Source organism: Kitasatospora herbaricolor (assembly GCF_030813695.1).
GTDB lineage: Bacteria > Actinomycetota > Actinomycetes > Streptomycetales > Streptomycetaceae > Kitasatospora > Kitasatospora herbaricolor.
On sequence record NZ_JAUSVA010000002.1, the window covers coordinates 1,933,587 to 1,946,856 of the forward strand.

At 76.9% G+C, this 13,270-nt stretch carries 11 protein-coding genes; 8 read left to right on the forward strand and 3 right to left on the reverse strand.

Annotated elements, in window-relative coordinates; genetic code table 11:
• Positions 1–52 precede the first annotated feature (52 nt).
• Positions 53–676, forward strand: a complete 624-nt coding sequence (locus J2S46_RS08790) for a TetR/AcrR family transcriptional regulator (RefSeq protein ID WP_229913087.1) — start codon at positions 53–55, stop codon at positions 674–676.
• 54 nt (positions 677–730) lie between these two features.
• On the opposite strand, the gene J2S46_RS08795 is transcribed toward J2S46_RS08790, so the two are convergent.
• Complete coding sequence (locus J2S46_RS08795) at positions 731–1,384, reverse strand: thiol:disulfide interchange protein DsbA/DsbL (protein ID WP_191292402.1); 654 nt, start codon at positions 1,382–1,384, stop codon at positions 731–733.
• Between the two features lie 409 nt (positions 1,385–1,793).
• On the opposite strand from J2S46_RS08795, the gene J2S46_RS08800 reads away from it, so the two are divergent.
• Positions 1,794–3,278, forward strand: a complete 1,485-nt coding sequence (locus J2S46_RS08800) for a purine-cytosine permease family protein (protein ID WP_229913088.1) — start codon at positions 1,794–1,796, stop codon at positions 3,276–3,278.
• A gap of 62 nt (positions 3,279–3,340) precedes the next feature.
• Here J2S46_RS08800 and J2S46_RS08805 read toward each other — a convergent pair whose 3' ends face one another.
• Positions 3,341–4,234, reverse strand: coding sequence for a slipin family protein (locus J2S46_RS08805; protein WP_191292403.1), 894 nt, complete (start codon positions 4,232–4,234; stop codon positions 3,341–3,343).
• Positions 4,235–4,426: 192 nt separating this feature from the next.
• The gene (locus tag J2S46_RS08810; protein WP_191292404.1) at positions 4,427–5,578 is read right to left on the reverse strand and encodes a glycosyltransferase family 4 protein; all 1,152 of its coding nucleotides are present in this window, start codon (positions 5,576–5,578) and stop codon (positions 4,427–4,429) included.
• 429 nt (positions 5,579–6,007) lie between these two features.
• On the opposite strand from J2S46_RS08810, the gene J2S46_RS08815 reads away from it, so the two are divergent.
• From J2S46_RS08815 to J2S46_RS08840, 6 genes are all read left to right on the forward strand, one after another.
• Positions 6,008–7,153: a glycosyltransferase family 4 protein gene (locus J2S46_RS08815; RefSeq protein WP_191292405.1), complete on the forward strand. Its 1,146-nt coding sequence runs from the start codon at positions 6,008–6,010 to the stop codon at positions 7,151–7,153.
• Between the two features lie 662 nt (positions 7,154–7,815).
• Entirely contained in the window at positions 7,816–8,940 is a 1,125-nt protein-coding gene (locus J2S46_RS08820) for a glycosyltransferase (protein ID WP_191292406.1), read from the forward strand.
• A 237-nt stretch (positions 8,941–9,177) separates the two neighbouring features.
• Entirely contained in the window at positions 9,178–10,218 is a 1,041-nt protein-coding gene (locus tag J2S46_RS08825; RefSeq protein WP_191292407.1) for a GNAT family N-acetyltransferase, read from the forward strand.
• 306 nt (positions 10,219–10,524) lie between these two features.
• Positions 10,525–10,968 (forward strand): large conductance mechanosensitive channel protein MscL, encoded by a 444-nt coding sequence (mscL, locus tag J2S46_RS08830; RefSeq protein WP_191292408.1) that lies wholly within the window; start codon positions 10,525–10,527, stop codon positions 10,966–10,968.
• A 320-nt stretch (positions 10,969–11,288) separates the two neighbouring features.
• A complete protein-coding gene (locus tag J2S46_RS08835; protein ID WP_191292409.1) occupies positions 11,289–12,056 on the forward strand; it encodes a DUF6643 family protein in 768 nt (255 codons plus the stop codon).
• 302 nt (positions 12,057–12,358) lie between these two features.
• Entirely contained in the window at positions 12,359–13,243 is an 885-nt protein-coding gene (locus J2S46_RS08840) for an MOSC domain-containing protein (protein WP_191292410.1), read from the forward strand.
• Positions 13,244–13,270 lie beyond the last annotated feature (27 nt).

Genomic DNA, 13,270 nt, shown 5'->3' on the forward strand with positions numbered 1-13,270 from the left:
GATTAGCCTGATGGTGGCAGAACCCCTCGTGCAAACACAACAGGAGTTTCGTTTGTCTCAGGCTCCGGAAGGGAAGCCCGGCACCGTGCGCCCCGGCGGGCGGACCGCCCGCACCCGCACCGCCGTCCTCGCCGCCACCCGGGCGGAGTTGCTCGACACCGGGCTCGCCCGGATGACCGTGGAGAAGGTCGCGACCCGGGCCGGCGTCGCCAAGACCACCGTGTACGCCCGCTGGCGGGACGTCCCCGGCCTGATCGTCGACCTGCTCTCCGAACTGACCCTGCGGACCGTGCCGGTGCCCGACACCGGATCGCTGGAGGAGGACCTGCGGCTACTGGCCCGCGGCCTGCTGGAACTCTTCCGGTCCGGGGAGGACCTGGTGATGTTCGAGGCGGTCTTCGCCACCGCGCTGCACGACCGGCAGGCCCGGGAGGCCCTCTCCGCCTTCTACGCCTTCCGGCTGGACGCCAGCGCCGAGCTGGTCGACCGCGCCGCGGCCCGCGGCGACGTCCCGCCGGGCACCGACCGGTCGGAGGTGATCCGGACCCTGTCCTCGACCTTCTACTACCGGCGGTTCATCAGCGGCGAGCCGCTCACCGAACGGGACGCGGACCGGGCGGCGGCGGTGGCCGCGCACTCCGCGCGGGCCGGACTGCTGATGGCGCCCCCGGCCTGACGCACGCCCCCGGGTGCACCGCCGGACCGCTGCGACCCGGGCGGTGGAGCCCGGTCAGCCCGCCTCGACCAGCCGGTCCAGCACCCCGGGCATCTCGCGGACACCACCGGCCGGGGTCGGTGAGGTGCGGTAGCGGCCGCCCACCACCACGCTCGGCAGCTCGTCGATCTCGTAGCGCCGGAACAGCTCGGCGGCCTCCGAGGTCTGCCGGCCGACCTCCGCCGACCGGTAGGCCGAACGGAACGCGCCCTCGTCGACACCCTGGCGCACCGCCCAGGCGGTGGCGGCGTCCTCGGTGGTGACGTCCTCCTTGTGCTCCCGCACCGATCGGTAGACGGCGAGCTGGAGGCGCTCCACCTCGCCGAGCCGCTCCAGCGCGTAGTAGAGCCGGGCGTGGCCGAGCTGCCTGCCCTCGCCCGGACTGCCCTGCCAGACGGCCGGCACCCGGCGCAGCACGACGTCGGCGCGGTGCCGCCGGGCCCAGTCCTGCAACGGCTGCTCCAGCTGCTGGGAGTGGACGCAGTCGTACCAGAAGAACTCCACCGCCTCGGTCGCCGCCGCCTCGCGGACCGGCTGCGGATGCTGCAACTGGACGTAGGGGCGGCCCTCGGCCGGCGGCTGGTGGGTGGCGGCGCCGGCCTGGACGGGGCAGGCGGCGAGGCCGGTGGCGACGACGAGCAGGACGGCGGAGCGCAGCAGCGGTTTCACGCGGGCAGTCTGGCGGCCACCCGGTGTTACCGACCAGTCACTCCCGGCCGCCGGCCCGTCGGTTCGCCCGGACGGCCCAGCGACGGGCGGTCCGCGGGGGGCAGCCGGTGAGCGGCGGGCCGGCCGCGGGGAGCGGGCGGGCCCGCCGCGGGGAGCGGGCGGGCCCGCCGCGGGGAGCGGGCGGGCCCGCGAACCGGGTCGGCCCGGCCGTCCCGAGCCGTCCGTACAGTCATGTCCGGACATCGCGAGTCGCTCTGTGGACGATCCGCCAGTGTCCCGGGCCCGGCGGGGCGCGGATCATGGCAAGGTCGGCGGACCCCACCGAGGCAGCACCACCCCCTGCCCGCACCGCCGGACCACCGGCGGCCGTGCCCCGACGCACCGCCGCGTCGAGCCCCAGGAAGTGCCGATGCCCCACTCCCCCGCACCCGCCGCGCCGTCGATGATCGAACAGCACGGCGTGGACACCATCCCCGAGGCCGAGCGCACCAGCAGCCCGCGCGACGTGCTCTCGATCCTGGTCGGTTCCAATCTCGCGTTCGGCGTGGTGGTCTTCGGCTGGCTGCCGGTCTCCTTCGGGCTGTCCTTCTGGGCGAGCGTGAGCTCCGTGGTGCTCGGGACGGTCCTCGGCATCGCGCTGACCGCGCCGCTGGCACTGGTCTCGCTGCGCACCGCGACCAACCTCTCGACCAGCAGCGGCGCCCACTTCGGCGTACGCGGGCGGCTGATCGGCTCGGTGGTGGGGCTGCTGCTGTCGCTCGGCTACACCGCGCTGTCGCTCTGGGTCGGCGGGGACGTGGTGGTGGGGGCGCTGAACCGGCTGCTCGGCCTGCCCTCCGGCGGGCCCGCGTACGTGGCGACGTACACCGTGCTGGCGGCGCTCAGCGCCACCGCGGCGGTGTTCGGCTACCGGCTGATGCTGAAGCTGGAGCGGTGGCTGATGTGGGCGATGTCCGCGCTGCTGCTGGCGGGCCTGGTCGCCTTCGCCCCGCACTTCGACCCCTCGGGTCACGGCAGCTACCTGCTCGGCGGGTTCCGGCCGACCTGGCTGCTGTCGGTGGTGGCGGCCGGGCTGAGCGGGCCGATCGCGTTCATCACCCTGCTCGGCGACTACACCCGGTACGTCTCACCGGCCCGGCACGGCGAGCGCAAGGTGCTCGGGGCCACCGCGCTGGGGCTGCTGGTCGGCCTGCTGATCCCGCAGCTGTTGGGGACCTTCACGGCGATCGCGACCGGCGCCGGCGAGGACTACGTCGGGGGGCTGATCGCCGGCGCCCCGGTCTGGTTCCTGGTGCCGCTGCTGCTGAACGGGCTGCTGGGCAGTGCCGGCAACACCGGCCTGATGCTCTACAGCATGGGCCTGGACCTGGACGCCATCCTGCCCCGGGCCACCCGCCGGCAGGCCACCCACGTGGTCGCCGCGGTGGCCGTGACGCTGGTCTTCCTGGGCCACTTCGTCTGGAACGCGCAGTCGGCGGTGACCTCCTTCGTGCTGGTGCTGACCGCGATCGGCGCGCCCTGGGCCGTGATCACCCTGATCGGGTACCGGCGCTGCCGCGGCGACTACGACCGCGCCTCGCTGCAGGTCCTGAACCGGCGCACGCGCGGGGGCGTGTACTGGTACCGCGCGGGCTGGAACGTCCCGGCGACGGTCGCCTGGGCCGCGGGCAGCGCGGTCGGCCTCTGCGCGGTGGACACCCCCGTGTACCGGGGGCCGCTGCTGCCGCTGACCGGCGGGATCGACCTGAGCTTCGTGCTGTCGGGGGCGGTGGCGGCCGTGCTGTACGTGCTGCTGTCCCGCTCCTCCCGGGGGCGGGCGGGCACTGCCGTACCCGTGGCGGTGCCGGTGGCGCTGCCGGTGCCCGCGGTCGACCCGGTGGCCGACCGGGCCTGACCGGGGCCGACCGGCCGGGCCCGACCAGGGGTGACCGGGGGCCGCCCCGCCGCCCGTCCCGGTCAGTCCGCCCGCGGCGCGGGCGCGTGCTCCGGGCGCGGCGGCGGCAGGACCGGCGCGGCCGGGGCCGCCAGCTCCGGCGCGGCCGCCGTGCCGGGGTCGGCCCCGGCGTCCGGCGCGGGTGCGCCGTCGGCCGCCGGCCGGGCGGCCCGTGGTGTGGCGCCCTCGAAGAAGCGCAGCAGCTCCACCGGGAACGGCAGGACCAGCGTCGAGTTCTTCTCGGCGGCCACCTCGACCACCGTCTGCAGCAGCCGCAGCTGCATCGCGGACGGAGTGCCTTCCATCATCGCGGCGGCCTGCGAGAGTTTGGCGGCGGCCTGGAACTCACCGTCGGCGGTGATGATGCGGGCCCGCCGTTCGCGGTCGGCCTCGGCCTGGCGGGCCATCGAGCGCTTCATCGAGTCGGGCAGCGCGACGTCCTTGATCTCCACCCGGTCGATGTGCACGCCCCAGCCGACCGCCGGGCTCTCCAGCATCAGCTCCAGCCCGCGGTGCAGGTTCTCCCGGCCGGAGAGCAGGTCGTCCAGCTCGCTCTTGCCGATGACCGAGCGCAGCGAGGTCTGCGCGACCTGGGACATCGCGAAGGTGTAGTTCTGCACGTCCACGGTGGCCAGCACCGGGTCGACGACCCGGAAGTAGACCACCGCGTCGACCCGGACCGAGACGTTGTCGCGGGTGATGCCCTCCTGCGCGGGAACGGGCATGGTGATGACCTGGACGTTGACCTTGCGCATCCGGTCGACCAGCGGGATCAGCAGGGCCGGGCCCGGCCGGCGGACCCGCCCGCGCACCCGGCCGAGCCGGAACACCACCCCGCGCTCGTACTGCTGCACCACCCGGAAGCCGGTGGCGAACCACGCCAGCCCGAGAACCGCGATGCCCACGAGTACCGCCATGTCGGCCGACCTCTCCCGCCGGCGGCGCGCCCGGGCCGGGCCCTGCCGGCCCTGGCGCGACGGGTGCGGGGCCGCGACGAAAGTATGCGCCGTCGGGCGGCCGGTGCCTATGCCCTCGTACGGACTTGACGGGGCTTCGGGCGGGCGCGGCCGGGTACGGCCGCGCGGCGGCTCCCGCCGGCCGGTGCCCGGTCAGGCGTGCGCCGGCCGGGCGACCTCGGCCAGCAGGCCCTGCCAGGCGTCCGCCACCGCCCCGAGCTCGAACCGGGGCAGCAGGTGCGCCCGGGCGGCCGCCGCGAGCGCCGGCCCCTCCCTGGCCAGCACCTTGGCGAGCGCCTCGGCGAACGCGGCCGGGTCGCCGGGCGGGGCGAGCACGCCCGTCACGCCGTCCAGGACGGCGGCGCGCACCGGGCCGGTGTCCGGGGCGACCACCGGCAGCCCGGCCAGGCCGGCCTCGATCAGCACCCCCGGCACGCCCCCGCTGTCACCGGTCAGCACCAGTGCGTCGGCCGCCCGGTACAGCACGGCGGGATCGGCCAGGTCGCCTAGGAAGATCGCGCGGGCGCACTCGTAGCGGGACTCCAGCGCGGCGCGCAACGGGCCGTCGCCGGCCACCGCCAGCCGTACGTCCGGCATCCTGCCGACCGCGTCCAGGGCGAGGTCCAGGCGCTTCTTCCGGGTGACCGCACCGACCCAGGCGACCAGCAGGCCTTCGGCCGGCAGGCCGAGTCGGGCCCGGGCGGCCCGCCGGTCGGCGGCGTCCCGGACGGGCGGGTACCGGTCGGCGGACCGGCCGTTGGGGATGGTGCGGACCACCGTGCCGGGCAGCCGGAACCGCTCCAGCAGCACCGCGCGGGCCTCCTCGGAGAGGGCGGTGACGGCGGCGGCGCGGTGCAGCAGGGCGCCGGTGTGCAGGCGCCGGGCGGGGCTCGCCGTCCGCTGCCGGAGGTCGCCGGGGCTGACGTGGACGAACGGCGTGCGGGTGCCGGCCAGCGCGAGGGCGCAGGCGGACAGGGTGCCGGAGCCGTGCGCGACGACGACGTCCGCGGTACGGGCCGCGGCGCGCAGGGCGCGCAGGGTGCGCGGGTGCAGGCGGCCCGGCCCGAGTACGCCGGTCGGGGCGCCGCCCGGCGCCGCGCCGCCCGCCCGCCGGGCGGCGTCCGGGTGCCCGAGGTCGTCCGGGTGCGGGGCCAGCGCGCGCAGGGCGGAGGCCTGGCCCCGGCGGCGCAACTCCCGGTCGAGGTCACGGGCGAGGCTCTGCGCGCCCCGGCGGCGCGGGTCGGCGATGACGTGCAGGACCCTCGGGCGGGCTCCGGCGGGCAGATGTGACGCTGCGTCGGGCATGGCACCGACCTTGGCACAGGGTGCGGGGGCCGTACAGCGCCTCCGCGCAAAACCGTACGGGTTCCGTCCGGTTCGGTACTTCCGGTGAATTCGGCCCAGGAGGCCGGTAGCGTAAGCGAGTTGTGCCCGTGGGCGGTGCGCGGGGGAGCGCCGGCCGGACGGGGCGCGGGCCGGGCGCACGGGCCCGGGCGTCCGGGCCTCGCGCGGCGCTCACGGGCGGCACCGGGCCGCACCGCCTGGCCGTTACGTTCGCGCGCCCTCGAATGCGCCCCCGTCCGCCCCGGCGCGCGACCGGGGTCGCGCCCCGGCGCCCCCAGGCCTCCCCTAATCCCTGGCGGGCGGCGCGCCCCAGCTGCGATGCTGATCCGCACTCAGGGCGCCGGCCGGCACGGGAGACCGGCCGCGCCCCGGATTCCCGGGGGTTGGCCAGTGCACGTGCTCCATGTGATCGACAGCCTGGACCGGGTCGGCGGCGCAGAGCAGAGCCTGGCCGCGATGGCCCCGCAACTGGTCCGCTCGGGCGTGCGGTTGGACGTCGCGTACCTCAGGGAGTCGCCCGGCGGACTGCAGGCCGAACTGACCGGGGCCGGCGCCGGGGTGTTCGGCGTGCACCACGGCACCCGTGCCGGGACGGCCGCCGCGCTGCGAAAACTCGTCCGCGAGCGCCGCCCGGACCTGGTGCACACCACCCGGTACGAGTCGGACGTGCTCGGCCGGGCCGCGGCGCTGGCGGCCGGCACCCCGGTGGTCTCCAGCCTCGTCGACTCCGCGTACGGCCCCGAGCACCTGCGGACCCGCGGCCTCAGCCCGTGGAAGGTCCGGGCCGCCCAGGCGGTCGACGCCGCGACGGCCCAGGGCACCCGCCGCTTCCACGCGCTGACCCGGCACGTGGCCGCCGCGATGTCCCGCCGGCTGCGGATCCGGGCGGACCGGATCGACGTCGTCCCGCGCGGGCGGGACCCGGAGCTGCTCGGCACGGTCACGCCCGAGCGGCGCGGCACCGTCCGCGCCGGGCTCGGCCTCGCGGACGACGTGCCGGTGGTGCTGGCGGCGGCCCGTCAGCAGTACCGGAAGGGCCTGGACATCCTGCTGGAGGCCTGGCCCCAGGTGCGCCGGGAGGTACCCGGGGCGGTGCTGCTGCTGGCCGGCGACGAGGGCCCCGAGAGCGCCCGGCTGCGGGCCCTCGCCGCGAGCGCCGCCGACATCCGGTTCCTCGGCCCGCGCGGGGACGTCTTCGACCTGATGGCTGCCTCCGACGCCTTCGCCGTGCCGTCCCGCTGGGAGGGCCTGGGCAGCGCCGCGATGGAGGCGATGGGCGTCGGCGTGCCGCTGGTCTGCGCGGACGTGCCTGCCTTGCGGGAGACGGTCGGCTCGGGCGACTACGCCCTGCTGGTCGCCCCCGAGCGGCCGACCGCACTGGCGGCGGCGCTGGCCGAGGCGCTGGACGACCGGGCGGCGGCCGGGGTGCGGGCCAAGTCGGCGAGGGCGCGGTTCCTGACCGCCTTCACGCTCCATCAGGTGACGGGGCAGATGGTGCAGTTCTACGAGCGGTCGCTGCGGCTGCGCAGCGTCTGAGCCGGACCCGGGAGCGTCCGGGCCGGGTCCGGCGAAGGTCCGGGCCGGGTCGGCGCGGGCCCGGGAGGGCGCCGGCGCGGGCCCGGGAGGGCGCCGGCGCGGGCCCGGGAGGGCGCCGGCGCGGGCCCGGGAGGGCGCCGGCGCGGGCCCGGGAGGGCGCCGGCAGGTCCCGTCCGGGGACGGCCGCCGCCCGGCCGCCTGCGGCGACCTCCGGACCGGGCGCGCCGGATGCCCCAACGCGCCCTCCGAGAATCGCCAAAGCGGTTGCGCCCCACCTCGCGGGCGGCAAGCATCGCAGAGGGATCCGGACGGCCGACGGGGGTGGGCCGACCGGCGGGTGGGGGTGAGGGCCGCGGTGTTCCGCGCGCCCGGGCATGCCCGTCCACAGGTCGGTCCCGCGCGGCCGCGCCGGGCCGTCCGGGCACCGACGCCCGCCCGCGGCCACCGACCCCGGGCTCCGCCACGGCACCCGGACCGACCGCTCCCGGAGCGGGCCCCAGGGCGCCACGGCACCACCAACGCGAGGGGAACCCATCGGTGGAACCGGCCAACCACCCGACCGCGCCGCGGCCGGACGAGCGGCGTCCGGCCGGCCGCCCACCCGCCCGGAGCCGGTCCGCCGCCGCCCTCCCCGCCGGCACGTCGCCCGGGGCGGGGGCCCGGTGAGCCCGCGCCGCACCCGGGTCCTCTGGCTGCTCGGCGACCTCGGCCCCGGCGGGGCCGCGCAGTCGCTGGCCGACCGCGCCCGGCACGCCGACACCGAGCGGTTCGAGATCGAGGTCGCCTACCTGCTGCCCGGCCGGGACGCACTGGTCCCCGCGCTAAAGAGTGCGGGCCTGCGGGTGCACTGCCTGGGCGGCGCCCCCGGCACCGCCTGGCCGGCCGACCCGCGCTGGCCCTGGCAGCTGCGCCGGTTGCTCGCCGAGCGCCGGTACGGACTGGTGCACACCCTCACGCCCGTCCCGGCCGCCGCCGCGCGGCTGCTGACCCTCGGACGCAACGCCCCGCGGCTGGTGCACACCGAACAGCGCCCGTGGCGCCCCCGGCGTCTCGCCACCGGCTGGGCCGACGCCCTGACGTACCGTCGCAACGGCGCCGTGATCGCCGGCTCGCACGCCGTCGGCCGGACCGTCCCGGCCGGACGGCGGCGCGCCGGCGACCGGGTCACCGTCGTCCCGCAGGGCCCGGACCTCGCGGACGCCCCCGCCGGCCCGCCCGCGAGGGCCGCCGCCCGGGCGGAACTCGGCCTGCCCGCCGACGCGGTGGTGATCGGCGCGGCCGGCGGCCGCAGGCCCGGCGAGGACCACGCCACCCTGCTCGCCGCGTACGCCGGACTGCGCCGCACCGATCCCGGCACCCGGCTGGTGCTGATCGGCGCCGGCCCGCCGGAGCCGCGGCCGCGCGCCCAGGCCGCCGCGCTCGGCCTCACCGACGTGGTGTTCGCCGGCCCGGACCTCCCGGCCCTGCTGCCCGCCCTGGACGTGTTCGCCCTCGACTCCCGCCGCGATGCCCCGCCGGCCGCCCTGCTGGCGGCCATGACCTGCGGGCTGCCGTCCGTCGCCGTCCGGGCCGGTGCGGCACCCGAGCTGCTCGACGACGGTGTGCAGGGCCTGCTGGTGCCGCCCGGCGACCCGGCGGCCCTGGGTGGCGCGCTGGCCGTGCTGGTCGCCGACGCCGCGCTGCGTGAGCGCCTGGGCACGGCCGCCCGGGAGCGGGCCGCCGGTTTCGGCGCGGCCGCCGCCCAGCGCGCGGTCGAGGCGGTCTACCGGCGGGTGCTACGGCCCTGACCCGCCGCGGCGGCCCGCCGCGCACCCCACCGAGATCCCGAACGGCCTTCCCCCGGAAGGACCCTCCCGCGAAGGAGTTGTGAGCCGGACGTGAGCGCCCTGCCCGCCCCCGCCCAGACGACAGAGCCCGGAACGCCGGAGCGCAGACCGACGGAGCGCAGACCGACAGCGACCCGGACGACGGAGCCCGGGACGACCGCGACCCGGACGACCGTGGACCGGACGACCGTGGACCGGATGACCGTGCGCCCGCTGGAGGACGCCGACGCCCCGGCCGTGCTCGACCTGCTGGCCGCCTCCGCCGCGGGCGGCCCGGCCGGTGGCCGCGGCGCGGACTTCTTCGACTGGAAGCACCGGCGCGGGCCGTTCGGGGCCAGCCCCGGCCTGGTCGCCGAGGCCCCGGACGGGCGGGTGGCGGGTGTGCGGCTGTTCCTGCGCTGGGAGTGGCACGAGGCGGCGAGCGGCCGGACGGTCCGCGCGGTGCGGCCGGTGGACACCGCCACCCATCCCGACTTCAGGGGGCTCGGGGTCTTCCGCCGGCTCACCCTGGAACTCCTCGAACAGGTCGCCGGCGAAGCCGAGTTGGTGTTCAACACCCCGAACAGCAGCAGCCTGCCCGGCTATCGGGCGATGGGCTGGAGCGAACTCGGCCAGGTCCCGGTGGCGCTGCGCCCGGTGCACCCGGCGGTCTTCGCGCGCGGCGCCCGGGCGGCCCGGGCCCGGCGGGCCGCCGACCGTGACGTGCCGGTGCGCTGTTCGCTGCCGACGGCCGCCGACTGGTTCGCCTCCCGACCCGACCGCGCGGGCGGCCCGTTGGCCGGGCTGCTGGCCGAGCGGGCAGCCGCCGACCGGTCCGATCCGCGGCTGGCGGTGGCCCGGACCCCGGAGTTCCTGCGGTGGCGGTACGGTGACGCGCCCGGGCTGGACTACCGGGTGCTGACCTGCCGGCGCGGCGAGGAGCTGACCGGGCTGGCGTTCGGGCGGCCCCGGCGGCGCGGCCCGCTCACCGAATTCACCCTCGCCGACATCCTGGTCCGCCCCGGCGACCGGGTCAGCGCCGCCCGGCTGCTGCGGGCCGCCGCCCGCTCCGGCTGCGACCACGTCGCGACCCACCTCTCCCCCGGCACCGAGGCCGCCCGGACGGCGCTGCGCAGCGGCTACCTGACCGCACCGCGGACCGGGATGACGCTGGCGGCGCGCGGCGCCGCCGGTCCGCTGCCCGCCGGGCTCACCCTGGCGTCCTGGCGGTTCAGCCTCGGTGACCTGGAGGCGTTCTGACCGTCCGGCCGGGCGCCGGCGTCCCCGCCGCACTCACAGACACACTCACAGACACCCTCGCAACCGCATTAACAGCCGCAGTCCCGGGCGCCGATCCCCCGCCGGCACGGCACGCGCTTTCGAGCCCCGGACCTCGGTGCGCCTGTTACGCGGATCGGGTGAACTCGGTTGGACCACAAGCATGTTGAGTGGGCAGTATGACGCTCCGGAGGGCCTCGGCCCACCACCCTCACCAGGTCGGCCCGCCGGGACCACGTATCGGAACCGCCGGAACGCCGCCCTCAGCACGGATATGGAGTCAGCCCGGTGTTCAAGGGATTCCGCAGCTTCCTGCTGCGCGGGAACGTGGTGGACCTCGCGGTCGGCATCGTCATCGGCGCGGCCTTCACCGCCGTGGTCACCGGGTTCGTCACGGCCTTCCTGACCCCGCTCATCGGCGTCGCCACGGGGGCGGTCGGCGACTTCACCAAGAAGACCTTCGAGGTCGGCGGCACCAGCTTCCCCTACGGCGTGTTCGTCAACGCCCTGATCAGCTTCGTCCTGGTGGCGGCGGTGATCTACTTCGTGGTGGTGGTCCCGGTCGGCCGGCTGCAGTCCCGGTTCGAGTCGGCCAAGCCGGTGCCGGTGCCCAAGGCGGACTGCCCGGAGTGCCTGAGCCCCGTCCCGACCGCTGCGGTCCGCTGCTCCTTCTGCACCTCGGAGCTGGTCGGCCGGACGGGCTTCCCGGCGCAGCCGCTGCAGCGGCACTGACCGCGCCCACCAGCGGGCTTTCCGTCCGGGCCCCCGCTCTCGGCTCCGGCCCGGGGCGGGGGCCCGGACGGAGCCGGACGCACCGGGCGGGCGGGACGCTCCGGGTCGAACGGGTGGTCGAGTCCCAGGGGGCGGACATCCGGCCACTCGAATCGTGTTCGAGCGGTCGCTCGGCGTGCCGAGCTGGCCTGAAGTCGACGCCGATATGTCGGATCTTCCTACTTTCGAGACCTTTGTGCGAGCGAAGAGTGTGTAAACACTTGAACTGCCCGCCCTCCCACTCTCCTCAGCAGGCACATTGTGGGCTTACCGTATGCCCCATGACCTCGCCCCGCTCCTACGACGGAGTCGGCTACCCCTCTCCGTCCTTCTCCTCCGGCACGCCCATCTACGACAGCCTCGTCGCAGAACGCGGTGTCCCGCAGATCGCGCCCATCAACGTGCCGGCGGCCCTGCCCCCGGCGCTCTCCACCGGCTACGGCTCGGGTCTCGGCCCGTCCTACGAGAACCGGTACTCCACCGGGTACGAGAGCACCGGCAGCAACCTGCCCGCTCTGCCGCCCGCCCGGCTCGCCCTCGGCCCCGGGCCGAGCAGCAGCCCGGGCGCCGGCCCCGCCACCTCCTACATCCCGGCGCAGCCCAGCTACGGCTCGGTGCCGCAGCCGCCGGTGCCGGGCTACGGCGGCCCGCCGCAGCCGTTCCGGCCGCAGGCCCCGATGCCCGGCGGCTTCCAGCAGCCGGCGCCGTCGTACCAGTCCGGCGGCCAGAGCTTCGGCGGCCAGAACACCTTCGCCACCGCCCCGCAGGGCGTCGGCGGCCAGCCGTTCGGCGCGCAGGCCCAGCAGGGCTTCAACGGGCAGGGCTTCGGCGGGCAGTCGTTCGGCGGGCAGCAGTCCTTCGGCGGGCAGAACCCGGCCGGCCAGGGCTTCCAGAACCAGTCCGACCAGAGCTTCGGCGGCAACCAGCTGCGCCCCGCCGTCTCCCCGGTCGCGCCGGTCCGTCCGATGCAGCCGCAGCGCCCCGCGCCCTACGGCGAGCAGGGCCAGTACGCCCAGCCCGGCTACCAGTCCCAGGGCCAGGCCTACTGAACCCAGCCCCTGGTCCCACCCGCACCACCTGAGCACACCCCGGCGCGACGAAGAGCCGGGCGTACGGAGAAACGGGTCATCCACGGACCGTCCGGACCACCGCCACCGCGGTGTCCGGACGGTCCGTGCGCGTTTTCCGGCCGCGGCCGCGCCGGGGCCGCCCGCGCGGCACCGTCACCGCCGGGCCCACGCCCGGCCCCCACCCGCGGCCACCGGCGCGGACCGCCCCCGCACGCCCCGCTCCCCGGGGCCCGCTCCGCCCCGGCTCCCCGTTCCGCCCCGCACGCTGGCAGGATGGTGGAATGCCACAGTTGACCGGACTCCACGTCTACCCCGTCAAGTCCACCTACCGGTTGAGCCCGGACAGTGCCCGGGTGGAACCCTGGGGCCTGGCCGGCGACCGGCGCTGGATGCTGGTGGACGCCACCGGACGCTTCGTCAGCCAGCGGGAGCAGCCCGCGCTCGGCCGGCTGCGCACGCTGCCCGCCGAGGACGGCACCCTCACCCTGCGCACCCCCGACGGCGGCACCGTCGACGTACCGGCGCCGTCCGCCGCCCGGGGGGACCGGCTCGCCGAGGTCGAGGTCTGGGGCACCCGGTTCCGGGCCGCCGAGGCCGACGACAAGACGCAGGCCTGGATCGCCGAGAACGTCGGGGACTTCCGCCTGGTGCACCTGGACGACCCGCGCCGGCGGCCGATCGACCCGGCCTGGGCCGGGCCCGGCGAGAGCGTCTCGACGGCGGACGGGTTCCCGCTGCTGCTCACCGCCACCGCCTCGCTGACGCGGCTGAACGAGCTGATCGCCGCCGAGAACCCCGGCGACGGCGGGCAGGACCTGCCGATGACCCGGTTCCGCCCCAACCTGGTGGTCGACGGCACCGAGGCCTGGGAGGAGGACACCTGGCGCCGGATCCGGATCGGCGAGCTGACCTTCAAGGTGGTCAAGCCCTGCGGGCGCTGCGTGGTCACCACCACCGACCAGGAGACCGGCGTCCGGACCGGCAAGGAACCGCTGCGCACCCTGGCCCGGCACAACCGGCTGCTGCAGAAGGCCTCGTTCGGGCAGAACCTGATCCCGGAGCGACCCGAGGGGGTCACCGGCGACGTGCTCGGCACCCTGCGGCTCGGCGACCGGGTCACCGTGCTGGAGACCGGCCCGCGCTGGCCGGCCGGCGCCCTGACCTGAGCCGATGCCCGCGGCCCGGCCCGGCGG

Bases quoted from the DNA above. Each gene is read 5' to 3' on its own strand.
- J2S46_RS08805 (WP_191292403.1), bottom strand. From the start codon at position 4,234: ATGGCGGTACTCGTGGGCATCGCGGTTCTCGGGCTGGCGTGGTTCGCC.
- J2S46_RS08835 (WP_191292409.1), top strand. From the start codon at position 11,289: ATGACCTCGCCCCGCTCCTACGACGGAGTCGGCTACCCCTCTCCGTCC.
- J2S46_RS08810 (WP_191292404.1), bottom strand. From the start codon at position 5,578: ATGCCCGACGCAGCGTCACATCTGCCCGCCGGAGCCCGCCCGAGGGTC.
- J2S46_RS08840 (WP_191292410.1), top strand. From the start codon at position 12,359: ATGCCACAGTTGACCGGACTCCACGTCTACCCCGTCAAGTCCACCTAC.
- J2S46_RS08800 (WP_229913088.1), top strand. From the start codon at position 1,794: ATGCCCCACTCCCCCGCACCCGCCGCGCCGTCGATGATCGAACAGCAC.
- J2S46_RS08825 (WP_191292407.1), top strand. From the start codon at position 9,178: ATGACCGTGCGCCCGCTGGAGGACGCCGACGCCCCGGCCGTGCTCGAC.